Origin of the sequence: Atlantibacter sp. RC6, from assembly GCF_014193285.1 — a bacterium.
In the GTDB taxonomy this organism is placed as follows: domain Bacteria; phylum Pseudomonadota; class Gammaproteobacteria; order Enterobacterales; family Enterobacteriaceae; genus Atlantibacter.
In genome coordinates, this window is the sequence record NZ_JACHZE010000008.1 from 166340 (window position 1) to 188944 (window position 22605).

The following is a 22605-nucleotide window of genomic DNA, read 5'->3' on the forward strand; positions in this document are numbered from 1 at the left end:
GCCAGAACTATCACTACGTTAAGCCAGATACTCACATCCCTTTCCTCATCAGCGGGCATAAACCTGTAGCAGTATAGTGCACCCGCTGAAATTGGCGGGCTGTAGCCAGCATGAAGCCTGGTCTACAGTTAGGGCAGACAGATTTATTCGCACAGGAGTAACGGGATGACGAAAGCACCGCTCGCCTTATTCTTTATCAGCGCGGCAGGCGCTGCATGGGCCGCCGACGCGCCGCAGTATAACGATGCCAGCCAGAGCGTTTATTTGCAGTATTACCCTTCCTCGAAAGCGCCAGCCGGCGTGGCCCATACGCCGGGGCTGCGGATTAATTTCCCCGGCGGCGATGCGCGCCCCATCGAGATGGACACCGGCTCCACCGGGATCGTGATTTCTGCAGATTCTATCCCCAACTTTTCACAGCTTTCCGGTACGCCGGGCAGACTGACGTACAACAGTTCGGGGCGGATCATGATTGGCTTGTGGGTGACCACGCCGGTGACGGTGAGCGGCAGCAACGGCCAGCACTTTACCACCGCGCCGATCCCGGTACTGGCGGTGACGCAGATCGCCTGTCAGGACAACGCGCGCCACTGCACACCGGAAGATAACCCGCGCGGCGTCGCCATGATGGGGGTAGGTTTCGCCCGGGAAGGCAGCGAGCAGAAGCAGAGCTCGCCCGACACCAACCCGCTGTTAAACCCGGCAACGCCGGATAATTTTCATAAGGGCTACGTGGTGACGCGCAACGGGGTGCATGTCGGGTTAAACGCTGCGGTGAGCCGGGGCGGATTTTCTTACGCCAAATTGCAGCCCGACCCGCACATTCCCGGCGAATGGCAGGCCGCACCGGTGTGCATCGTGGTGAACGGCGATCAAAAACGCTGCGGAACGGCGCTGGTCGACACCGGGGTGAATGAGATGTTTATCACGCTGCCAAATTATCCGTCCAGCGCCCTGCCTGATGACGCCTCGCTGACCTTCACGTTTACGCCAGCGGTGAGCTACACCCTGAGCGGCAGCGATTCGCCGCTTGCGCCGGAGAAAATTATCCTCAATACCACCCGGCAAACACCCTTTGTGAATACCGGGGTCAATTTCCTTAATGGCTTTGATGTGCTGTACGATGCGCAAAACGGCTATTTTGGTTACCGGGCGGTGAAATAGTACGGCCACGCGCCCGATTCGCCTTGCGTTAATTAACAGCTTAATAAGATGAAATAACGGTGCGGGGTATTGTACTATTTACCGCCTGATGCCCCGCAAGGATCCACGCTAATGAAAAAGAAATGGCCGCAAGTAGAGGACCTGGAAGTGTTTATGGCCGTCGTGCGCCATAACAGTTTTTCCGGCGCGGCGGTGGAACTCGGTTATTCCAATGCCTGGGTGACGAAGCGGATTAATGCGCTGGAAGAAACCTTAAATACGAAATTGCTGCACCGTAATACGCGTGAAATGCGCCTGACGGCGGCAGGGGAAGTCGCCCTTATCCAGGCCGAAGAGATTATCAGCAAAAACAACGCGGCAATGGATATGATTGTTAATATCAAAAATGATATTAAGGGCAATTTCCATATTTGCAGTTCGTTTGGCTTTGGTAAAAACCACTTGACCAATCCGCTGTCGGCTTTTTCCAAATTAAATCCCGGTTTAAAAATCAAGTTCACCTTAACCGATACCAAACTGGATCTGATTAAAGAAAATATCGATCTGGAAATAATGGTTGGCGAGAGTTTTCACGAACGCTATTACGCTAAAAAAATTGCCGACAATAAACGTATCCTCTGCGCCTCGCCGGGTTACCTGAACCAACACGATGCACCCGCCTCGCCTGCGGATCTCTCCCGCCATCAGTGCCTGTTTTTACAGGAAAAAGGGTTGACCTTCGGTCTGTGGCATCTCAGCGACGGGTGTAAGCAGGAGACGGTGCGGGTTGACGGCAGCCTGTCATCAAATAATGGTGAAGTGATTTTGCAGTGGGCGCTCGACGATCACGGTATTGCGCTGCGCAGCGAGTGGGATGCAAAACGCTATATTGAGTCTGGCGATCTGATTCAGGTGTTGCCCGATTATTATGAGCAGGCGTCGGTATGGGCGGTCTATCCGACAAAACTTGAAGAGTCCATCAAAACGCAAAAGTGCATTACTTTCCTGGAAAGCTATTTCGCTTGCATTCACTTCTGATTGCCGCCCCCTTTACAGGGGGCGGTGAACACATCAGGAAAACGCCGCCAGCAGCATTGTCGCCAGGATAACGGTAGAGGCGCCGCCAATACGCGTCGAGATCTGCGCGAACGGCATCAGACCCATGCGGTCGCAGGCCGAGAGGATCGCCACGTCCCCGGTGCCGCCGAGGCCGCTATGACAAACGGTGACGATGGAGGCTTCCACGGAGTACATATTCAGGAAGCGGGCCAGCAGGAAGCTGACAATCGCCATTGACAGCACCACCGAGGCGCAAACCGCCACATAGGCCACGGAAAAGACTGACACTACGCTTTCCAGCGGCACATACAGCATACCCAGACCTATCATGGTTGGCCAAATCAGCGAGGTGGAAATCAGCTTGTAACACGATTTCGCACCGGTCTCCATTCTTCCTGGGATCGCTTTTGCGTACTTACACAGCACCGCCATCACAATCATCAATACCGGGCCGGGAATATGTACCAGACGCTCCAGCAGGCCGCCGAAGATAAAGAAACAGCAGATCATTAATAATCCGGCGCCCATCAGAGAATAATCAGTTTTGCCGTTCCCTTCGTCGCCGATGTTATTAAAAATGGCGTTATCTTCCGCAGTGCGGATCAGCATACCGTTGCCGCTGAGCTCGGGTTTCATTTTGCCGAGCTTCGACAAAAAGCCCGCGCAGACGATGGCAAAAATATTGCCGATAACGGCGGCAGGCACCAGTTGCGCCACATAGATATCCGGCGTGGTACCAAGGATCGAGGAATAGGCCAGCGACAGCGGTAAAATGCCCTCCCCAATGCCGCCGCCGATAATCGGCACGATGATATAGAAGAAAGTGTGATAGAAGCTGTAGCCTACCGCCTTTCCGACGACCAGTCCCACGCCAACGGCGGTCAACGTGCCCACCACCAGCGGTACGAACATGCGAATCATCCCCTGAACCAGAATGATCCGATTCATGCCGAGGATGCTACCCACCACCAGCGTCGCGATCACGAAATACAGGAAGTTGGCGTCCTTCATCAGCACATGCACTGAATCCAGCACGTTTTTAGGGATGACGTGATAAAAAACCAGAATCGAGGGGATCATCAGACAAAATATTGCCGGGCCGCCAATATCTTTTATTAGCGGGATATTCTTGCCGACGGTGGATAAAATAAACCCCAAAGACATAATGATCGCCAGGCCGCCAATCATATTTTTGGGTAGCGTGCCAAACCACGCTGCTGAGCCCACGATCACGCACATGGTTGCAAAAAACCAAACCGGTACTGAACAAATTTCTTTTACTGACAGCCCGCTTAAAGAATGCGTCGATGCCAGTTTTTTACCATCGTGTAGGGTATTACTTTCAATGTGATTCATTGTTTCCGCCTTTATAGTAATAAGAGGGCTTACTTCCTGAAGAGGTAAAAGATGTTCAAAATTATTTTTAATTATGCTGCGACAGATTCTTTAATATGATTACTTAAGCGTCCCAGCCCTTCGATTTCTACTTCAATACAATCCCCCTCTTTTAAGAACAGAGGCGGGGTTCTTTTTTTGCCAACACCGCCGGGCGAGCCGGTAATAATCACATCACCCGCGCTTAGTGGCGTAAAGGTACTGATATAGGAAATAAGGTACGGGATTTTATGGATCATATTTTTCGTATTATCGCACTGTACTTCCTGAGAATTTAAAAAGGTGCGGATCTGTAAATTATGCGGGTCGGGGATCTCATCCCGGCAGGTTAAATAGGGACCAAATGCGCCGGTGCGCGGCCAGTTTTTCCCGGCGGTGTACCAGGTGTGCTGCCAGTCGCGGGCGGAGCCATCCATATAGCAGCTGTAGCCCGCCACGTGTGACAGCGCATCCTGCTCGCTGACGTGGCTGCACTTCTTACCGATGATGACCGCCAGTTCCCCTTCGTAGTCAAACTCCCGGGATTCGGCGGGCTTATTAACGTAGCTCAGATGGCCGGTTTGCGAATCAGCAAAGCGTACAAACAACGTCGGCTCGGGATTTTGCTCATTAAATTCGACGCGTTTTTCGCTGTAGTTCATGCCGACGCAGATAATTTTGGTGGGGTTATCGATTACCGGCAGAAATTCGACTTCGTTAATAGCGTAATCGGCGGCGGCGCTGGCAATTTCTCTGAGGCTGGAAACATCTTCATGCTCGAGAAACGCTTTTAATGACGGATAGCGATTACCATAAATCGCGCTGACATCAATAATGCCGGCTTCCTTTACGATACCAAATTTATTTTTACCGTTGAGGCTAAAGTTGACGATTTTCATTGCGTTGATTCCTGTTAATACTGAACGGTTCTGTGCCACGGATTACGGGCAAAGTATTGCTCTTCGAACTGCTTAATTTCCTGGGTAAAAGACAGGGTAAAGCCGATAGCATCGAGTCCCTGTAACAACATATCTTTTTTAATTTGGTCAATAGCAAAGGCGTATTGATTTTGTGCACTGCTAATGGTCTGTTGCGCCAAATCGACCTGCAGGGTATTGGTTTCGCGCTGCGTGATACAGTTGGCGATTTGATGTATTTCCGCCTCGCTGAGGCAAATTGTTAATACGCCGTTGCGCAGGCAGTTATCGTTAAATATTCCGGCGAACGATGTGCCGATTAATGCTTTGATCCCCAGCTGCTTTAATCCCCATACCGCATGTTCCCGACTGGAGCCGCAGCCAAAATTAGGGCCAACAACCAGAAAACTTGCTCCCTGCCATCCCGGTTGATTTAAAATAAAATCCGCATTCAGGTTGCCATCCCGATTAAAGCGTAAATCGAAAAATAAGCCCTTATCCAGGCCGCGGCGGTCAATGCCTTTAAGAAACTGCTTTGGCATAATCACATCGGTATCAATATTTGCCGCCATCATCGGTGCGGCAATACCCGTTACGCAGTTAAACGCTTCCATTATTAAACCTCGGTGAAGTATCTGACATCGGTTAAGTGACCGGCGACCGCAGCGGCAGCCACCATTGCCGGGCTCATCAAATGGGTGCGCGAGCCCGCCCCCTGACGACCTGCGAAATTGCGATTGGTGCTGGAGGCGCAGCGATCGCCCGGCGACAGCACGTCTTCGTTCATGGCGAGGCACATCGAGCACCCTGACTGACGCCACTCGAAACCGGCATCGATAAAGATCTGCGCCAGTCCTTCCCGTTCGGCGCGTTCCCGCACCTGGGTCGACCCCGGCACAATCATGCCGCGCACGTGCGGAGCGATTTTTTTGCCTGCCAGCACCTTCGCCACTTCGCGCAAATCCTCAATGCGACTATTGGTGCAGGAACCGATAAAGGCGTGGGAGATGCGAATCTCGGTAAATGGCGTACCGGGCTTGAGCTCCATATAGTTAAGCGCGGTCTGGTAATCGTGCCTTTTCTGCTGATCTTCAATGGATTGCGGATCGGGGATCGCTGCGTTAATCGGGCCTGCCTGATCGGGGCTGATCCCCCAGGTAATAAAGGGCTCGAGCAGCGAGCAGTCGATATAAACTTCTTTATCAAATTTGGCGCCCGGATCGGTTTTCAGTGTCCGCCAGCTCTCTACCGCGCGGTCCCAGAGTTCACCTTTCGGCGCACGCGGGGTGTCCTTCAGGTAAGCGAAAACGTTGTCATCCGGGGCCATAAAGGCACCGCGCGCGCCCGCTTCCACCGCCATATTGCAGATGGTCATGCGCGCTTCCACGCTCAGGTTATCGATAACGCTGCCGCAGAATTCAATGGCGTAACCGGTCGCGCCATCCGCACCGATACGGGCTATCAGCGCCATAATCACGTCTTTGGAAGACACGCCCGCGCCGAGCTGGCCTTCGAGGGTGACGCGCATATTGCGCAGCTTTTTGTACACCAGCGTTTGGGTGGCGAGGAAATGTTCAATCTCCGATGTGCCAATACCAAAGCCGAATGCGCCGAGTGCGCCGTAGGTGGTGGTATGGCTGTCCCCTGCCGCGATCACCATCCCCGGCATCGCCAGCCCCTGCTCATGTGCAACCACGTGTTCAATGCCCTGACGCTTATCCATCACGTCGAACAGCTCGATATCAAAGAACCGGCTGTTCTCAGTGAAATATTTTACCTGCAACGCACCGCCAGAATCGGTCATTGCCGGGTCACGCAAAGGCCGGGTCGGATTAACGTGATCCACATTGAGCAAAACAGATTTTGGATTCCAGACGCTGCGGTTCTGTTCGCGTAAACCGCTAAACGCCTGTGGGCTGGTATATTCATTCAGAATAGAACGATCGATATACAGCAGCACATTGCCTTCGTCATCGAATTTTTTAATGGTATGGGAATCGATATGTTTATCGTAAAGCGTTTTAGCCATATTCATAGTCATCTCGAATTACTCACGGGTTTGATTTTTTCCAGTATAAATTCCAGGGGTAATGTGTATAGCCCGTGACAGCTTTAAATAAGTAAAATCATTTTTTGCAAATCGTAAAAAGCAAGAAAACAGTCGCTATTACAGCCAGTTAGATGAATTATCAGCACATTAAACACCATTATTAATCTGCAAACGTTACTGCTATAGTGCGCGACGGATAAGCAAGGCGATGATAACCAATGAGTACAACAATATTTTTATTTGCCGAATGTTTTTGTCTTGGCGGCGGGCTGGGTTTCTTAGGCGGATTATTAGGCATTGGCGGGGGAATTATTGCTATCCCGGTGCTGGCATGGTTATTTCAGATGGATCAGCAACTCGCTCAGGGCACCGTATTAATTATGATTATCCCTAACGTGATAATGAGCGTCATTCATTACCGACGGCGCAATGACATTAAATTAAACAACATCATTCCGCTGTGTATTATCTCAAGCGTATTTTCCATTTTCTCTTCGTTGTTGGCGATCCATCTTGATGCTACATCCCTGAATCTGTTTTTTTGTGGCTTTATTTTTTTGCTGGCTTTTTATTATCTCTACAGCATCGTCATCAGCCGCAAAACACCCCGCTATGCCCTGCCTGAATCCTGGCTGCCAATGACCGGCATCGTATGCGGATTGACTTCTGGCCTGTTTACCGTCGGCGGAGGTATGGTGATTGTGCCCCTACTGGTGGCGCTATTTTCCTACTCGCAGACCAAAGCACAGGGCACCGCGCTGGCACTGGTGCTGCCGGGTGCCGTTACTGCGCTGGTGACCTATGCTGTTGCCGGGCATGTTGCCTGGTCTGTGGGAGTACCGATGGCGTTGGGCGGTGTGTTCACCGTCGCCTGGGGTGTCGCGCTGGCCCACCGGCTACCCACCCAGGCGCTGAAAATGTGCTTCTGCGCAATGCTGTTTTTTGTCGCGTTCAGCGCGTAGTGATTAGCGCTGCCAATACTTCGTCAACGCCGGCGTTTCTCCATTAACCGGGTCCTGCTCCGGAAACGGCAGCGCGGCGATACGCGCCCGCATCTCCGGCGTTGCCGCCTGCCTGCACAGATCGAAATCCGCACCCGGCGGATAAGCCCCTACCACCAAAAAATCATCGCTCGCCGAGAGCCGCCGATGCCCGGTACCCGCCGGGAGCAGCAGCACGTCGCCGGTTTCAACATCAAGCGTTTCGCCATCGGGGCCGCCAAGCATCAGGTGTGCTGACCCCTGGGCCACCCCTAAGACTTCATGGGCGTTAGAGTGGTAATGGTGATAATCGAAAATCCCGTCGCGCCACTGGGGCGGCCAGCCGTTATCGGCAAACAGCTGTTCAAACCGGCTGGCGTTATCACCCCCGGTAATGACGTTTTTATAAATTAACACCGGTAAATGAGGATTATTAGGTACCCAGTCGTGGGCGGCGAGCATCAGGGTTTGAGGAACGATGGTCTGAGGAACCAGGGCTTGTCGAGCAGTCATCCGCGATCTCCTTCCGTTAACGTATCTGTTAACTGTAGACGGCTTATTGCGGCGCGAGGCGCTGTTCCAGACGACTCTGTGTTACCAGAAAGGGCGGCATCACAGTACATTGCAATGCCGCATAAGGTTAAATTTTGATGCCGTATTTCGCGGCGGCTTTATCGTAATAATCAATCTGATCTTTTACATCGGCAATGAGTGGCGGGTAATCCTCATTAGCAAACTCAAGGCGGCGATCGCAATAATATTTCAGCGACTCGCGAAAGACTTTCATTGAGACTGAACTGTATTGATAATCGGTGAATTTCATACCGGTCGCCGTGGCAGCCCGTTCAGAAATAGATTGCCGCGTGTTGTTGCCTAAAAATGAATAAGCCGCTGCCTGGCGCGCTTTGAAAATATCGTTAGCCACGGCATCGCCTTTATCCTTCATTAACTCTTTAATACACGCCGCCTGGGGCTTATTGTATTTGGCATAATTTTCTTTGAGTTCACCCAGCCGGGCGATCGCTTCCTGTCGGTTTTTGGCAAAAATCTGCTGCGCTTGCGGATCGGCGCAAACCAGACGGATAATTTTACCGTTCAACGCTTCGTTGAGGGTGCCTTTTTTCTCACGGTCGCGCATATAATCCACTTCTGTCCGGCACTCATATTCTGAGCCGTTGATGCGGTTTTCAGGATGCGCGGTAATATAGTCGATGGTATCCGCGATATTCTTACTCTTATTTTTGCCAAACTCCGTCATGGCCGCAGAGAGAAACAGCGAATTCCATGTCATTCCGCCTTCGTTAAACAATTTCACCGTGCGCAAGTCACCATGCTTAATCGCCTGCTCCATGGTGCCACGATCCCACTGCACCCCAAGGTTCGCCAGCTCTTTGCGCGGATCCTGGCTGGTTTCCTGCTTCACTTTGCTGATTTTTTCCTGGACGTCGCTGACTTTATCTTTAATGATCTCGGTATTCACAAAGCTGCCACCGCTGAAATGCAGCGTCACGCCGGTAATCGCGACAATGCCCACAATCCCTGCCAGTACCCAGGTGAGCTTGTTATTCATTTTCCCCACAATAACTTCATTGCGTTCTGCGGCGGCATTCAGTTTCTCTAACTGCATTTGATACGCTTTAATCGCCTCTGCGGGCGCATGGTACAGCGCGTCCGGGTCCGCCTTCAAACGCCCATCCTGATGGGCTTTACGCAACGGCTCAACCACCTGATCAAAATACTCGTTTAGCAGCAGCATTTCCGATTCGGTTAATTTTTTATGGTGGGCGATTTTATTGCGGATATGGTTCAGGCTCTGCAAAAACTGCGACAGGGTTTCACGGGTGGAGGAGGCGTAATTCAGCCCCGAGGCGCTGTCAAAATAGGCCTCATAATAATTCGGGTAATCTTCTTTATTCGAGAAAATAATCCGCAGTTGCTCAAGCAGGGTGCCGCTGAGAATATTGTCTTTTTCGGCGCTTTTCATAATTCGCGCCACCTGATCTTTATCAAACAGAGTGCGTAGCCGCTCGGCTAATTTCTGCTGATCCGCCCAGGCTTCGTCAATCACCTGTCGAATTAACAGCTCAATGGCGCGCATCTGGCGCACCGCGTTATCCTCGCTGGTTTCATCGGGTAACGAATAGCGGCTGTCCCAGTTAAGCTGCGGATGTTTATGCTTTGCCAGTTCAAGCAGGTTAACGATTTGCAGGCAGGCGATCAGGCATTTATTCAGCGTGCCCGGATCAAGATTCTGTACGTCGTCGCAGTTGCGCAGTCCTCGCAAATGATCGGCATAATCCAACATTTGCTGCCGATTGAAGCCAAGCAGTTCGCCCACGTTGATCCAGTTGCCATTCTCGTTGCGGGCGTCGTCCAGCATTCGGTAACTGGCGTCAAAACTGTTATTTTCCGGCTGCGGCACGCTCAGCACCCGGGCCAACTGTGCATGGGCCAGGGCAATAATGTCCCGTGAGCGAGTAATAATGGCGATAGCGGTTTTATTATTCATTCGGTGATTTCTCCGTGCGCGTTACTCTTCCTGGCTGCGGATATCAAAGAACCAGAAGAGGATGAATCCCAGCAGACCAAAGGCTAAAAAAACGATCAGCGAGATCAGTTCGAAATGGGCGCTCTGCCCGGCGATCTCCGCCAGCTGCTGCGGCGTTGTATCGGGGTGTTTAAACAGCAACAGCTGCCATTCATATTCGTTGGTGGTGAGAATATCGCGCACCGGCTCCCAGACGTGGCTGGCGGCGATGCCCATCCCCAGCGCCGAAAACAGCGAGCCGTAGATGCGGTGGCGGCGCGAGTTCTGCCGGGCGATGGCGTCGCGCATCAGCGCATCCAGCCGGTCGACCTGGGCAAACAGGTTGCCGCGCTGCTCGTGCAATCCCCACTGGCGTTGCAGCATTTCGCTCAGGCGGTTTTGCTGCGCGCTGGCGAACAGGATATCGGTGCTGTTTAGCACGTTCAGGGCATTGACGCGCAGGGCGAAGATCTCCTCCTCCCACTGCTTATCCTCAATAGTGCCGGCGTGCTGCTTTAACTGCTGCGGCCATTTTTTGAAAATCTCGCGGGTTTTACCGAGAAACTGTGCGTACTCGTCGCTAAGCATGGCGATGCGCCGGGCAACGTTCAGTAAGCCCTCAAGTTCCTTGTTATCCGGCGCGCGGCTAAACAGCGTGACGCCCTGCTGATGGCTGACGATCAGCACATCGCCCTGCCACTGCGCCTCATAATGATCCACCGCAGGCAGCGCGCTGGGCGTGGTGGGCATTACCGGCAGGCTACAGCCCGCCAGCCACGCTTCGAACGACGGCGTGCTGGTCAGGTAGCTGCTGGTATCGGTTTGCTGCAAACGCGCATCCGGCTGGTTCCAGCGCCAGGCACACACCCGCTTTTGCCCCTCGACTGGCGCATCAGCATCGTCGACGCGCATCAGGCAGGGTTGCAGATAATCGGTAAATCCCTGCTGCCAGACTATTGGCAACACGTCATTCCACCAGTCGAGTTTGCTGCCGGGGACGTTAGTGTTAGCAAGGAACTTAGGCGCGCCCAGCAGGGTGTAGCGCCCGGCGTCATCCCACCAGGGTTGATCCGGTGCGTTGAGCGCGCCAGCGTAGCTATGCAGCGGGCGTGGGTTATCGCACGGACGCTCTCCCTGCCAGCGACGGTTTTCTTCCGCTTCCAGTGCCTGCCACAGGCTTTTCAGCGACAGGCCGCTCGTCGGATCCACCGAAATCACCATATCGTTACCGGTACCCGCCTGTTGCTGGCGGTAAATCCCCAGCAGCGTAAAACCGTTTTTGCTCCAGCTGTGGGTCCGGTCATTGCGGGCGAAGATCTTGAACAGGCCGCTGGGGTGTTGTTCGCTTAGAAATAGCGCGTCCACCAGCATTTTTCGACGGCTATCGGCCTGTTCCACCAGCAGCTGGCAGGTGACGGCGCGTTCAATAGCCAGTTGATACAGCTGATATTCATAAGCCAGCGCCGCTTGCGCTGCGAGGTATTCCGCCGACGGCAGGGACTGGATGCCCTGCAACGGCTCCAGGGTGTGATTAATAAACGCCGTCAGCAATTTCAGGCAGCGGATAAAGCCGTGGCGCAGTAAATCCGCATCGTAAGTATGCGTTGCGGTTTGGGCGGCATGCAGGCGCGCATGGGCAAATACCGTATGCAGGCAGGCGGCGGAATGACCAAAGTTATCGCCATCGAGATAAAATCCCTGCTCCCACTGGTCGATATACCGCACCCACGCATCCAGCTCATGGATCTCGCCGTGGCTAAACAGGCTGAACAGCAGCCAGGCGAAACAGCTATCCAGCGAAAAGTCTTCTATTGCGATATGGGTAATCGGCTGCAAGCGCGCTTTATCACTCAACGCGCATCGTTCACTGGCATCCATCGCCCATAACCAGGCAGAGAGTGAGCGATGCTGGCCGCCGTTTTTGCAGTTCAGCGCAATCCCTGGCGACGCGGCGTCGCCGATCCCCAGCGCCAGCGTACCTGCGGGCAATTCTCGCAGCGACGGTCGCATGGAAAAGGTGACATTTTCCAGCGCGGCGGCAAGGCGATCCCAGTTGAGTGTTTCGGCCATTCATCATCCTTTAATGCCCGAAGAAATACAGGCAGCAGTGCGGTTAGCGTTATTATTTATCGGAGAGAAAATGCAGCAGAAAAGAGTATTATATATAGCGTAATGCGGCAATAATATTAATGCGAATTGCACTTAAGTCATCAATCGTCACGACCCTCAATTATTACCCGGGCCGTGACTATTAAATTTAATAGCTTGTATTTTGCTATTTATTATTTTGCCACCAGCGGCTGAACGTCTGTTGGCTATTATCCATTTGCACTGTTTCGCCAATTTTCGGCGTCAGCAAACGCCAGGGTTGCCCTACGCTTGCGGCAGAGAGTCGCTCCAGCGGTTCATTCCAGCGATGGTGCGCCAGCTTGAATTTGCTGTTGTGAGACGGCAGCACCGCTTTGGCTTGCAGGTCACTAGCGGCTTTGGCCGCGTCTTCCGGCGTCATATGGATAAAGGGCCACTGCGCGTCGTACTGCCCGCATTCAAGCACTGCCAGGTCAAAGCCGCCGAGTCTCGCAGCGATATCCTTAAAATGCCGCCCATAGCCGCTATCGCCACCGAGATAGATCCGGTGATGGGGCGTAATAATGGCGTAAGAGGCCCACAGCGTCTGGTTGCGTTTAAAAAATCGGCCTGAGAAATGCTGGGCAGGCAGAATATGGATCTCGACATCGTCGGTTTTAATCACGCTGTTCCAGCCCCCCTCAGCTATTTTCGCTTTCGGGAAACCCCATTTTTCAAAATAAGAGCCGACACCGGTGGGCGTAATAATCCTGGCGATTTTATCGCGCAGGGCATTAATGGTGGGATAATCCAGATGGTCCCAGTGATCGTGGGTAATTAGCAGATAATCGATGGGGGGAATATCGTCGGCACGATAAATATTGCTGCCGCTAAATGCCACGTTGGTACGCGGGATCGGCGAGGCGTAATCGCTGAATACCGGATCGACCAGATAATTTTTGCCATCGAGGCGCAGGAAATAGCTGGAATGCCCCATCCACACCACGTCATTTTCCTTGAGCTGATGCAGATCGGTTTTTTGCGACGGCAGCACGCCCGGCGGCTGCGCGCCTTCATCTTTACCGAATAAAAAACGATACCACAGGGTTAACCGGCTCTGGGTGCGGGTCACCGGCGGCGGGTCTTCGGCATTGAAGAATTGCCCGTCGCGGTACAGCGGGTTATCCGCCTGCGGCGCAACCACGGGTGAGGCGTACTGCGGCTGCTGAAGCCAGGCGAAAATAAACAGCGTGATAAGTGCGATGATGATAATCAAATAGCGGATCCCACGTTTTAGTTTTGAAGCTATTGTCATTGAGGCATGAACTCCGGGGCCTAAGGGAGGTGTCAGCAGAATGCTGGCACGAGGGATAAGCGTACTACAATCGGGCTGGCGCGGGGGGAGGATGGCACGAAGTGGCAAGCTGGAATAAGCCAAATCCCGCTGAGACACCTGCATCGCGGCATGCTAAAATTTAACCCATAACCGAGGGTAGCCCTATGACTCATAAAACGCATGAAAGTGTCGCAAGCTATATCTATAGACTCGCTAAAATTCACCACGTTAGTGATAAACGCGACCACATGAGCCGCATGGCAGTGACGATAACCGCTCTGGCTGATGATGCTGTGGAACTGGATAACGTCGAGCAATTGCTGATCAACCTCAAAAGAAAAGGTGTACTCAGCAAAGCTGAAATTCTGGCGCTCCAGGCGCGTTATTTTCGCGAGCAACGAAATTCCTCTAAGAAACTCACTGCATGATTTTTGATCCCTTCGGCGATTTCGACACCGTCGGCTATCTGCGGAATACTCTCCAGCTTAAAGATCCTGAAGAAGTTAAAAGGGCGGAACATCTCGCGTTTGAAGCCAGTATTGACGGCGCGCTAAGCTATTTAGCCCGAAAGAAAACCCTCGATTACCCGGCCATCCTGAAAGTTCACGAAATCCTTTTCAGCGATTTTTATCCCTGGGCTGGCAAAGATCGTAACGAACTGGTCCCGCATCTTGCGGTGTTTAAAGGCTCGCACGATAACCCGCGCCATACCGTTTTTGAAAGGCCAGATAATATCCGGATGGCAGCTGAATACGCGCTGCGTTTAGCCACCTCGAAATCGTACCTGCGGGAAAATCACGGTGAAGTGATGGGGTTATTAGCCTTTGCACACCCTTTTCTTGATGGCAATGGTCGAACAATATTACTAGTGTTTATGGAACTCGCTTTTCGGGCTGGCTTTGCTATCGACTGGTCACGAACCAATAAACATGATTATCTACGGATCCTGAGCGAAGAAATTAGAGAACCGGCAAAAAAATTTCTAAGCCGCTATCTTGAGCCATTTGTGGTAACCATCGCGAGCCGCGATGACTGGCCTGACATTATCGGCGGGATCAGAGGACTCGATGGTTTAGATAAAGAGAATATCTCTTATGAAAGCCTGGACGATCCGGAAATCCAACAGATTTATTTAACATACCGTTCAGAATAAGACTTTCCTAGGCTGTGGGCAGCACGCCCACAGCGTAACGCCTGCGCTACGGTTTCTGCGTTTGAATAAACGCCGCCAACCCCTTAATCTGCTCATCCGTCAGCTTCGCCTTGGCGCGCGCCGCCGCGCTATTCCCTCCTGCGTCACGGATTTTTGTCATCCCGTCAACTGCCTGCTGTTCGGTGAGCGTAATCAGCGGCGGCGCTTTATTAAACGCTGTTTTATCCGCCTTGCGCCCGTGGCAGCTCGAACAGTCGCGCTGGAACTGGCGACCATAATCTTCCGTCGCGGCAACGCTGGCGGACGCAGCCACCAGTCCACACAACATCAACATCCGAAGTTTCATCACCCTTCCCCCGCCAGTTTGCGGAAGGTGGCCGTCAGCGCCTGTTCATCACGCGCGCCCAGGTGCATATCAATCACCCGGCCTTTCGCGTCAATCAAAAACGAGGTCGGCGTGCCGATCACCTGATAACGCTCCTGAGTGATTTTCATCTGGTCGCGCACTACCGGGTAGCTAATGTGGTGCTGCGCCAATAACGGCGCGATATCTACCGCGTCGTTATCGGTATTCACCGCCACCACCACCAGCTTATCGCCCCACTGCTGGCTCAGTTTTTCAAGCGAGTGCATCTCCGCCAGGCAGCCGCCGCAGCTGGCGGACCAAAAATTCAGGTAGACGCCCTTACCCTGCCACTGTTCCAGTTTCGCCTCATGGCCCTGGCTATCGAAGGCCGCCAGTTGCGGCGCGGGTTCGCCCAGCGCCAGTTTTTCCTCTTTGCAGCCCGCCAGCGCCACCAACAGGATCAATAACAGATTACGCCAGCGCATGGTTTCGCTCCTCGCTCAGGTATTTGCCGTGTTGCAGGCGGATCACCCGGTCAGCGAACTGGCCGAGCGCCGGGTTGTGGGTGACCATCACAATGGTGCGCCCCTGACGGTGCAGATCTTTTAACAGCGCCAGCACCCGGCTTTCGTTTTCTTCGTCAAGGTTGCCGGTGGGCTCATCGGCAAAAATCACCGGCGGCTCGTTGACCAACGCGCGGGCGATGCAGACGCGTTGCTGTTCGCCGCCGGAAAGCTGGCTTGGCAGGTGCGTCATACGGTGTTCCATGCCGACCTGCGCCAGCACCGCTCGGGCGGCGCTTTCATCCACCACGCTGTGGTAGTGCTGCGCCAGCATCACGTTTTCCAGCGCGGTGAGGAAGGGGATCAGGTGGAACTGTTGGAATACCAGACCGATTTTCTCGGCGCGAAAGCGGCGGCGGCCCTCTTCGTCCAGCCCGGCGGCGTCGGTGCCGTCAAGAAATACCTGGCCGTCGCTCACCGTATCCAGACAGGTCAGAATGTTCATCAGCGTGGTTTTACCTGAGCCGGAGGCGCCCATAATTGCCACAAACTCCCCGCGCGCAATGCGCAGGTTGATGTCATCCAGCGCGGTCACGTCGCCGAAGCGTTTATACAGATGGCGGGTTTCAATCACCGCCTGCGGAATGCGCGATACAGACATAGCGCTACTCTCCTTTGAGAACTTTTGCCGGTTCGACGCTCACCGCGCGGCGCACCGGGACAATGGCCGCCGCAGCGGCGACCAGAAGCGATAAAATTAACGTGATCGGCAGCACCGGCAGGCGCAGCGCGATGGTGGCGTTAAACACCGTCATGCCCAGCAGTTGGGCCAGCAGATAGCCCAGCACCCAGCCGCAGGCCACCGCCGCCAGCGCGATCAGCCCGGTTTCCGCCAGCATCTGACGGATGATGTCCCGGTGAGTGGCCCCCAACGCTTTTTGCAGGGCAAACTCTTTGGCCCGCTCGCCGACAATCGCCATCAACGTGGTATTCACGCACAGCGACGACAGCGCCAGGATCACGATCGAGACCAGACCCATCAGCCCTTTAATCTTGTCCAGCACCTGGCCTTCCGACGCCGAGACTTTACGGATCGGGCGGATATCCAATTGCGGATACTGTTTTTGCAGTTTGTCGGCGTACTGATCCACCTGGCCGAGGTCGTTATTCACGCTGAGCAACGCGTGATTGAGTTCGCCAGTTTTACGCAGCAGGGTTTGCGCCAGATCGACATTGACGATCAGCATGTTATCGGTCGCGTCGCCCGCTTCCACCAGCCCCTTGATGCGCAGCTTTTTCTTGTGGTCGTCGGTAATGATGGTGACGCTGTCGCCCACTTTCAGGGTCAGCCGCTCGGCCAGTTTGACGCCCGCCATGGCGTTACGATCGTCAAAATTGACACCCACCCAGTCGCCGGTCACCTGCCAGTACGGAGCCAGTTTCGGCATCGATTCAAACCACACGCCCATCACCACCACTTTTTCCAGCTCGGTGCGAACCATGCCGTAGAGCATTGGGCTGGCGGCGTTGATCAAACCCGGCGGCGCGTCGTCGATAATCGGCTGTAACTCACGCTGATCCATACTTTTACCGTGGCCGGGGCCGATGTAAAAGTTGGCCCCAAAGGTGCGCAACTCTTCGCTCATTTTGGCGTTGATATCGAAATAAACCGCCGACAGCGCCGTGACAATCGCCGCGCCGACGGTGAGCGCCGCGAACACCACGCTGACGCGCTGCATCCGCAGGCGCAGCGCGCGCCACACCAACAGCCACAGCATGGAATGCTTAGCGCCCATACAGCACCTCCACCGGGTAGAGCCGCGCAATGCGCCGCGCCGGGAACCAGGTGCCGATCAGCGCAATCAGTACCGCCACCACCAGCACGCAGGGCACCACCACCCAGGCAAAATTCAACGGCGCGTCAAACAGCATCAGACCGATCGACTTCGCCAGCCCCCAGCCCGCCACGCAGCCTGCCGCGCCGCCCAGCAATCCGCTACTCGCCGCTTCGAGATAAAACAGCAGCATGATTTGCCACTGGCGCGCGCCAAGGGCTTTCATCAGTCCGATCTCTTTGGCGCGCTCCATGATTGTGCTGGTCATCAGCGAGGCGATGCCCATCGCCGCCGCTACCAGCGCCGCCAGGGTCACTACCGCCAGCAGCAGTTGGATCTTGTCGATCACCACCCCTTCCGAGGCCGCCACCTGCCAGATCGGGCGCACCACCGATCCGGAAATCGCCTCTTCCAGCTGATGGGCAATGGACGAGACAAACGCGGTGCAGTACCACAGGTCGTACTCTTCGGCATTCAGGGCGTCGAGGTTTTCCCTGGCGCGGCGCGACAGTTCGTTTTCCGGCACGGTGAGCGCAGACACGCGGATCGCCTGTACTTTGCCCGGTAATCCCAACAGCGTTTGCGCGATGCTCAGCGGCATCACCAGCTGGTTGTCTTCATCGCCGCCGCTGGCCAGAATGCCGCTAACGGTGACGGTTTGCGCCGTTTTCTCGCCCTGTAATTTCAGCACATCCCCCGCTTTCAGCCCGAGCCGCTTCGCCAGCGCCAGGCCTGCCAGGGTTTGCGGCTGTTCCGCTACCGGCTCCTGCGGCCACGCGCCGGTCACCTGCCAGTACGGGCTGACCGCCTGCTGGCCGATGCGGTAATCCTCTTCGTCCGGCACGTCCACCGGCTGGTTGAAAAAGGTGCCGAGAATATTCACCGGCTGACCGTTGAGCATCACCTCGCCGCCCAGCAGCGGCGCGAAGCCGACGATGTTATTGCGCCAGAAGATGTCTTTGATATTCGGCAGCTCTTTCTCATCGAGAAAATCCTGGCCGGACAGCGGATTGCTCTGCTCGCTGAACAGCGCGGGCAGTGCCGCCTGCCCCGCCGGCTCGATCAGGATATTCGCGCCGTAGGATTTCAACTCCCGGGACATTTTGTCGCCGATATCAATCGACACCGCCAGCAGCGCGGAAATCAGCCCGGAGGCCAGGAACACCGTCAGTACCGCCAACAGTTTGCGGCGCAGATTTCGTCCCCAGGTCTGACGCAGCATTCGCCACAGCATGGTTACTCCTCCTTCTCGCCCGGCACGAACTGCTCCGGCGCGTCGCGAAAGCGGTTGTAGTTGGCTTCAGAGGCAAAGAACCAGGTTTTGCCGCCATAGCTGAATTTGTATTCGGCTTTGTCGTTGGTCAGGGTCGCGCCGTTCACCGGGTCGGTGACTTTCATGCTGATGACGGTAGAGAAGTAGTTCACGCCCGCTTCCAGCGACGCTTTGGTCAGGATCAGCTCGTTATCATCACTCCGCCAGTCCTCAATCGGCACCGGGTTGCAGCCCCCCGCTTTGCCGATGGACGGGATAAAAATATGTACTCCGCAGGCCACGCAGATCACCTGGTTGCCCTCCATCACATAACCCTGGTCGCCGCACAGCAGGCAGGCGTCGAATACCACGCCGAGGCGCAGTTTGTCCGGATAACGGTTGATCACGAAAAAGCGCACCGCTTTGCCGTCATCGGCCACCCACACAAAGCGGTGCAGCTTGCCGTCCCGCACCTGCTCAATGGGAATATGCACGTTGCCGTCTTTTTCCAGCAACACCGGTTTGGCTTCAGAGAGGCGCGGCGGCTGAGAAGCCACTGCATCCCAGTACAGTTGCCCGGCGGCAATCAGCAGCGCGGCGCATCCGGCGGTGAGCAGCAAGCGGCGCGCGCCCAGATAGCGGGCGCTGGCGAGGCGATGGGGGATCGGTTCGTTGGTTTGCGCCATGGCGTTACGCCGGCGCTGCAACTCCGGCAGCCAGCAGGCCGCCAGCGCCAGCAGCAGCGCGGCTCCCGCCCAGTTAAACCACGGGGCGTTGTTGGTGACGCGGGAAACAAAACTCAGCAGCGTTTTGGTCAGCGGCAAAACTTGCAGCTTCATCAACAGCAGCAGCAAATCGCCTGCCAGCGGCACCAGCAGCAGAACGGTGACCGCGATAACGGTCGGCCACTGGACGCGCGGCATCCGACGCAGCAGCATAGCGCACAGCACCGCCGCCAGCGCCAGCAGCGCGAATGCGCCAACCAGCGCGGTGAGATTGAGCAGCAAATCGGTATTGAGCACATGGGTGGTGGTGACAGCGCCGAGATTCGGATCCTGCACCCAGTGGCGGGCCGCGCCGAAAATCAGTACCCCCTGCCAGAGGTAACCGAGGCGCGAGGAAGGGTGACGCCAGGTTAGCAAGAACAGCAGCAGCGCCCCAATCTCCACGCCGGTGAGCGTCAGCTGGAGCGTTTGATTCGCGGGCAATTGCAGCCCCAGCCAGCCGCCCAGCGCTAAGGCCAGCAGGCTTACCCACACCAGCGGACGCAGCGTTGCCGCCCGCCGCACCCCGTTCACCCCGCACAGCAGCGCAATACATAAAAACGCCTGCAGGGTCGTGACAAAAAAGTAACTCATAACGTCAACTCAATGCGCTGAAAACCGCCGTAGCGTAAAACCACAAAAGGGCGGCGGCATAGCCGACACCCTGGTTACATACTTTTGCATCCTGCGCGCTGGCGCGATCAGTTCAGCCCGACGTATTTAAATTCGTAGCTGACATCAAACGGCTTCCACCAGCGGCCTACGCCGGTTTCACCATCGGTATGGCGATGCATGCCCGCTTTTGACGGCGGATCGATGTGGTAGGTGACTTTGTAATTGCCCACACCCATCATTTTGATGTTCGCGCCGTAGTGCGGGCCGTCGCTCGCCACCATCGGCATGAATGTGCCTTCCTGTTTCGCGCCGGTATCGGTATTCACCAGGGTGTAATTGATGGTCAGGAACGGGATCCACTCGCCCGCACCGAAGCCGTTTTTATTGCCTTCCACCGCGTGGATATCCGCTTCAAGGTGGATATCCGCTTTGGCCGCCGGCAGGCCCATGCCGCGCGGCTCCATGTCGATCGGCTGGAGGTAAACCGCCGCCAGCTCCATTTCGTTCATGGTGACTGGCTCGCCCGCCGGGTACTCTTTAAAGGCAAACGCCGCAGGTGCGGTAAAAATCCCGGCGATCACGGCACTGGCAATCAGGCTCTTCTTGATGGTCATCAGACTTATCCTCTCGTCTCAAAGAAAAATTCAATTAAGGTTTGCTTTTAATGATGTCGGGCCCGGATACCGTCGCCCCGCGCCGTTGCATCACCCACAGGGCGATCAGCGCGGCGACCAGTAAAGCGGCCTGCGGCAGTAAGGTTTCAACATAGGGGTAGATGCCGAGCCAGCCGATTTCCGGCATGCCTGGCAATAGCGTGGGCTGGAACAGCTTGCCCTCAATCAGCTCCAGTACCCCTTTGCCGGCGAAAACAAACGCCATCAGGTACATAAAGCTGCCGGTAAACATAAAGAACGGCTTGAGCGGCAGTTTAACCACCGAGTAGCGCATCACCAGCCAGGCCGCCAGCAGCACCACGCAGCCAATGACAAAACCGGCAAGTATGGCCAGATGGCCGGAGACGTTGCTGGCGTCACCCACCAGCGCGTAGTAGAACAGCACGGTTTCCGCCCCTTCGCGGTACACCGCCAGGAAGCTGGTCATCCACAGGCCGATCAGCGAGCCGCGGCTCAGGGAATTGGAGAGTTTGCCCTCCAGCCAGGCCTTCCAGTGGCGGGCTTCCACTTTGGAGAGCAGCCAGTAACTCATGGAGAACAGCATAAACACGGCGATCAACATGGTGACGCCTTCCAGCAGTTCGCGGCTGGCCCCGGAGTTGGTAAACAGCATCTGGAAGATCGCGGCGGTGATCACGCTGCACACCAGCGCCACCACGACCGACTGGCGGATCAGCGGCAGCTTGTCCTGATGGTTGTTTTTCACCATATAGGCCACGATGGCGGCGACGATCAGCAGCGCTTCCAGCCCTTCACGCACGATGATCATCAGGCTGTAGAGCAGCAGGCTCCACTGGGTTTGCTCGCTTTCGCCCAGCAGAGAAACCGCTTTCGCCAGATCCTGCTCCAGCGCCTGGGCTTCGGCATTCAGCGCCGCTTGCGGCTGCCCGGCTTTCATCAGGCTCACCAGGCGGGTGAAGTGGCCTTCAAGCTGGGTTTTAAAGGCGGCGTCGCGGGAACCCACTTTGTTCTCCATGCCGCTGGCTTCAAACAGGTCGAAATAGGTGTCCTGCACCGCCATCATGCCGTCCTGCACGTTACCATCGTGATAAACCGCGATGGCTTCTTTCAGGCTGCTGTTGATGCTGGCGGACACTTTGCCCCAGTCGGCCTGGGCGGCGGTATCGGCTTTGGCGGGCGCATCGCCGCTTTGCGGGGCGCTAACGGCCTGGGTGTCGCGGGTGGTCGGCAGGCCGGGCAGCACGTCTTCGATATCCTGCAACAGCGCGGTGACGCCATAAGCGACATCGTTAAGATTGTCCGGTTTGGCGGTCAGGGCGATAAGCGTGGTGAACTGCTGATTGATCGACGCCGCCTGTTGCGCAGAGCGGTTCTTGCGCACCGACATTTCCATTTCCGAGTTTTTGAAACCCTGATAATGGGCCTGCTGCACGCTCTGGCTGGCCGCCGTAAACTGCCCTTCCTGATACTGGGTCACCGCCTGGGCCAGCAGATCGTCGATAGTCTGGAAACTTTGCTGCCAGTAGTGGGCGATCTCCCCATTGCTGTATGCGCCGTGCTGCTGTTCCGCCACCAGCTTGTGACCGCCGTCCAGCACCGGTTCAACCTGATCCAGCTCGTTCTTCAGCCAGTCGATTTTGCCCTGCACCTCGGTCACGGATTTGCCTTCGCCGATCATCTTGCGAATTTCGCCGAAGGTACTCTCCATCTGGTAGCTTTTCTGGGCTGAGATATTAATGCGGATCGGGCCTTCGAGATTTTCGAACACTTCGAAATAGGCCATCTGCACTTCGCGACGGGCGTCATTAACCTGTTGCTGTTGGTACAGCGTGGCGGTTTTATCGAGGCGAGTCTTAATGTCGTTGATATAAGGGGAATAATCGGTGGCTGCCCACGCAAGGGTACTCACCAGCAAGCAGCAAACGGCAAGGAAAAATGAACGCATGTTGAACACGGCACGCCCTGATAATCTTAATAATATTCATTATCATTACCTGTTTTGTCAGCTTTTGTACATGATAAAGATCATATAAGTGACAATTATTGACG

The 22605-nt window shown here is 55.1% G+C and carries 21 protein-coding genes; 5 read left to right on the plus strand and 16 right to left on the minus strand.

Annotated elements, in window-relative coordinates; genetic code table 11:
• Positions 1-165: 165 nt before the first annotated feature.
• The gene (locus tag FHW74_RS17425) at positions 166-1164 is read left to right on the plus strand and encodes a hypothetical protein (protein WP_183171625.1); all 999 of its coding nucleotides are present in this window, start codon (positions 166-168) and stop codon (positions 1162-1164) included.
• A gap of 111 nt (positions 1165-1275) precedes the next feature.
• Positions 1276-2181: a LysR family transcriptional regulator gene (locus FHW74_RS17430; RefSeq protein ID WP_183171626.1), complete on the plus strand. Its 906-nt coding sequence runs from the start codon at positions 1276-1278 to the stop codon at positions 2179-2181.
• A 33-nt stretch (positions 2182-2214) separates the two neighbouring features.
• On the opposite strand, the gene FHW74_RS17435 is transcribed toward FHW74_RS17430, so the two are convergent.
• From FHW74_RS17435 to leuC, 4 genes are all read right to left on the minus strand, one after another.
• Positions 2215-3558, minus strand: a complete 1344-nt coding sequence (locus FHW74_RS17435; RefSeq protein ID WP_183171627.1) for a 2-hydroxycarboxylate transporter family protein — start codon at positions 3556-3558, stop codon at positions 2215-2217.
• 71 nt (positions 3559-3629) lie between these two features.
• On the minus strand, positions 3630-4475 hold the full coding sequence (locus tag FHW74_RS17440; RefSeq protein WP_183171628.1) for a fumarylacetoacetate hydrolase family protein: 846 nt from the start codon (positions 4473-4475) through the stop codon (positions 3630-3632).
• A 14-nt stretch (positions 4476-4489) separates the two neighbouring features.
• Entirely contained in the window at positions 4490-5107 is a 618-nt protein-coding gene (leuD, locus tag FHW74_RS17445) for a 3-isopropylmalate dehydratase small subunit (RefSeq protein ID WP_183171629.1), read from the minus strand.
• A 2-nt stretch (positions 5108-5109) separates the two neighbouring features.
• Positions 5110-6528, minus strand: a complete 1419-nt coding sequence (leuC, locus tag FHW74_RS17450) for a 3-isopropylmalate dehydratase large subunit (RefSeq protein WP_183171652.1) — start codon at positions 6526-6528, stop codon at positions 5110-5112.
• Between the two features lie 233 nt (positions 6529-6761).
• On the opposite strand from leuC, the gene FHW74_RS17455 reads away from it, so the two are divergent.
• On the plus strand, positions 6762-7505 hold the full coding sequence (locus tag FHW74_RS17455; protein WP_183171630.1) for a sulfite exporter TauE/SafE family protein: 744 nt from the start codon (positions 6762-6764) through the stop codon (positions 7503-7505).
• 3 nt (positions 7506-7508) lie between these two features.
• On the opposite strand, the gene FHW74_RS17460 is transcribed toward FHW74_RS17455, so the two are convergent.
• The 4 genes from FHW74_RS17460 to FHW74_RS17475 all read right to left on the minus strand — a co-directional run bounded on the left by FHW74_RS17460 (position 7509) and on the right by FHW74_RS17475 (position 13432).
• Positions 7509-8036, minus strand: a complete 528-nt coding sequence (locus tag FHW74_RS17460; protein ID WP_183171631.1) for a cupin domain-containing protein — start codon at positions 8034-8036, stop codon at positions 7509-7511.
• Between the two features lie 127 nt (positions 8037-8163).
• Positions 8164-10032, minus strand: a complete 1869-nt coding sequence (locus tag FHW74_RS17465; protein ID WP_183171632.1) for an STY4199 family HEPN domain-containing protein — start codon at positions 10030-10032, stop codon at positions 8164-8166.
• Positions 10033-10053: 21 nt separating this feature from the next.
• Positions 10054-12120: a hypothetical protein gene (locus FHW74_RS17470; RefSeq protein WP_183171633.1), complete on the minus strand. Its 2067-nt coding sequence runs from the start codon at positions 12118-12120 to the stop codon at positions 10054-10056.
• Positions 12121-12325: 205 nt separating this feature from the next.
• Positions 12326-13432, minus strand: coding sequence for an MBL fold metallo-hydrolase (locus FHW74_RS17475; RefSeq protein WP_183171634.1), 1107 nt, complete (start codon positions 13430-13432; stop codon positions 12326-12328).
• A gap of 185 nt (positions 13433-13617) precedes the next feature.
• Here FHW74_RS17475 and FHW74_RS17480 point away from each other — a divergent pair, with 185 nt between their 5' ends.
• A complete protein-coding gene (locus tag FHW74_RS17480) occupies positions 13618-13881 on the plus strand; it encodes a hypothetical protein (RefSeq protein WP_183171635.1) in 264 nt (87 codons plus the stop codon).
• Positions 13878-14606 carry a Fic family protein gene (locus FHW74_RS17485; protein ID WP_183171636.1) on the plus strand — a complete coding sequence of 243 codons (729 nt, stop codon included), beginning with the start codon at positions 13878-13880 and terminating at the stop codon, positions 14604-14606. Before FHW74_RS17480 ends, FHW74_RS17485 begins: the two co-directional genes overlap by 4 nt.
• A gap of 46 nt (positions 14607-14652) precedes the next feature.
• Here the strand turns inward: FHW74_RS17485 and FHW74_RS17490 are convergent, their stop codons facing one another.
• The 8 genes from FHW74_RS17490 to FHW74_RS17525 all read right to left on the minus strand — a co-directional run bounded on the left by FHW74_RS17490 (position 14653) and on the right by FHW74_RS17525 (position 22501).
• Positions 14653-14952, minus strand: coding sequence for a c-type cytochrome (locus tag FHW74_RS17490; protein ID WP_183171637.1), 300 nt, complete (start codon positions 14950-14952; stop codon positions 14653-14655).
• Positions 14952-15437, minus strand: coding sequence for a TlpA disulfide reductase family protein (locus FHW74_RS17495; protein WP_183171638.1), 486 nt, complete (start codon positions 15435-15437; stop codon positions 14952-14954). The genes FHW74_RS17490 and FHW74_RS17495 overlap by 1 nt, the downstream gene beginning before the upstream one ends.
• Positions 15424-16116, minus strand: coding sequence for an ABC transporter ATP-binding protein (locus tag FHW74_RS17500; protein WP_183171639.1), 693 nt, complete (start codon positions 16114-16116; stop codon positions 15424-15426). Before FHW74_RS17500 ends, FHW74_RS17495 begins: the two co-directional genes overlap by 14 nt.
• A 4-nt stretch (positions 16117-16120) precedes the next feature.
• Positions 16121-17251 (minus strand): ABC transporter permease, encoded by a 1131-nt coding sequence (locus tag FHW74_RS17505; protein ID WP_183171640.1) that lies wholly within the window; start codon positions 17249-17251, stop codon positions 16121-16123.
• Entirely contained in the window at positions 17241-18524 is a 1284-nt protein-coding gene (locus tag FHW74_RS17510; protein WP_183171641.1) for an ABC transporter permease, read from the minus strand. Before FHW74_RS17510 ends, FHW74_RS17505 begins: the two co-directional genes overlap by 11 nt.
• A 2-nt stretch (positions 18525-18526) precedes the next feature.
• Entirely contained in the window at positions 18527-19900 is a 1374-nt protein-coding gene (locus FHW74_RS17515) for a Fe-S-containing protein (protein WP_183171642.1), read from the minus strand.
• A gap of 107 nt (positions 19901-20007) precedes the next feature.
• Entirely contained in the window at positions 20008-20535 is a 528-nt protein-coding gene (locus tag FHW74_RS17520) for an iron transporter (RefSeq protein ID WP_125292073.1), read from the minus strand.
• A 34-nt stretch (positions 20536-20569) separates the two neighbouring features.
• Positions 20570-22501, minus strand: coding sequence for an FTR1 family protein (locus FHW74_RS17525; RefSeq protein ID WP_183171643.1), 1932 nt, complete (start codon positions 22499-22501; stop codon positions 20570-20572).
• Positions 22502-22605 lie beyond the last annotated feature (104 nt).

What these genes read in the sequence shown, in the direction of transcription:
- FHW74_RS17425 (WP_183171625.1), top strand. Translation starts at nt 166, where the DNA reads ATGACGAAAGCACCGCTCGCCTTATTCTTTATCAGCGCGGCAGGCGCT.
- FHW74_RS17430 (WP_183171626.1), top strand. Translation starts at nt 1,276, where the DNA reads ATGAAAAAGAAATGGCCGCAAGTAGAGGACCTGGAAGTGTTTATGGCC.
- FHW74_RS17435 (WP_183171627.1), bottom strand. Translation starts at nt 3,558, where the DNA reads ATGAATCACATTGAAAGTAATACCCTACACGATGGTAAAAAACTGGCA.
- FHW74_RS17440 (WP_183171628.1), bottom strand. Translation starts at nt 4,475, where the DNA reads ATGAAAATCGTCAACTTTAGCCTCAACGGTAAAAATAAATTTGGTATC.
- leuD (WP_183171629.1), bottom strand. Translation starts at nt 5,107, where the DNA reads ATGGAAGCGTTTAACTGCGTAACGGGTATTGCCGCACCGATGATGGCG.
- leuC (WP_183171652.1), bottom strand. Translation starts at nt 6,528, where the DNA reads ATGAATATGGCTAAAACGCTTTACGATAAACATATCGATTCCCATACC.
- FHW74_RS17455 (WP_183171630.1), top strand. Translation starts at nt 6,762, where the DNA reads ATGAGTACAACAATATTTTTATTTGCCGAATGTTTTTGTCTTGGCGGC.
- FHW74_RS17460 (WP_183171631.1), bottom strand. Translation starts at nt 8,036, where the DNA reads ATGACTGCTCGACAAGCCCTGGTTCCTCAGACCATCGTTCCTCAAACC.
- FHW74_RS17465 (WP_183171632.1), bottom strand. Translation starts at nt 10,032, where the DNA reads ATGAATAATAAAACCGCTATCGCCATTATTACTCGCTCACGGGACATT.
- FHW74_RS17470 (WP_183171633.1), bottom strand. Translation starts at nt 12,120, where the DNA reads ATGGCCGAAACACTCAACTGGGATCGCCTTGCCGCCGCGCTGGAAAAT.
- FHW74_RS17475 (WP_183171634.1), bottom strand. Translation starts at nt 13,432, where the DNA reads ATGACAATAGCTTCAAAACTAAAACGTGGGATCCGCTATTTGATTATC.
- FHW74_RS17480 (WP_183171635.1), top strand. Translation starts at nt 13,618, where the DNA reads ATGACTCATAAAACGCATGAAAGTGTCGCAAGCTATATCTATAGACTC.
- FHW74_RS17485 (WP_183171636.1), top strand. Translation starts at nt 13,878, where the DNA reads ATGATTTTTGATCCCTTCGGCGATTTCGACACCGTCGGCTATCTGCGG.
- FHW74_RS17490 (WP_183171637.1), bottom strand. Translation starts at nt 14,952, where the DNA reads ATGAAACTTCGGATGTTGATGTTGTGTGGACTGGTGGCTGCGTCCGCC.
- FHW74_RS17495 (WP_183171638.1), bottom strand. Translation starts at nt 15,437, where the DNA reads ATGCGCTGGCGTAATCTGTTATTGATCCTGTTGGTGGCGCTGGCGGGC.
- FHW74_RS17500 (WP_183171639.1), bottom strand. Translation starts at nt 16,116, where the DNA reads ATGTCTGTATCGCGCATTCCGCAGGCGGTGATTGAAACCCGCCATCTG.
- FHW74_RS17505 (WP_183171640.1), bottom strand. Translation starts at nt 17,251, where the DNA reads ATGGGCGCTAAGCATTCCATGCTGTGGCTGTTGGTGTGGCGCGCGCTG.
- FHW74_RS17510 (WP_183171641.1), bottom strand. Translation starts at nt 18,524, where the DNA reads ATGCTGTGGCGAATGCTGCGTCAGACCTGGGGACGAAATCTGCGCCGC.
- FHW74_RS17515 (WP_183171642.1), bottom strand. Translation starts at nt 19,900, where the DNA reads ATGAGTTACTTTTTTGTCACGACCCTGCAGGCGTTTTTATGTATTGCG.
- FHW74_RS17520 (WP_125292073.1), bottom strand. Translation starts at nt 20,535, where the DNA reads ATGACCATCAAGAAGAGCCTGATTGCCAGTGCCGTGATCGCCGGGATT.
- FHW74_RS17525 (WP_183171643.1), bottom strand. Translation starts at nt 22,501, where the DNA reads ATGCGTTCATTTTTCCTTGCCGTTTGCTGCTTGCTGGTGAGTACCCTT.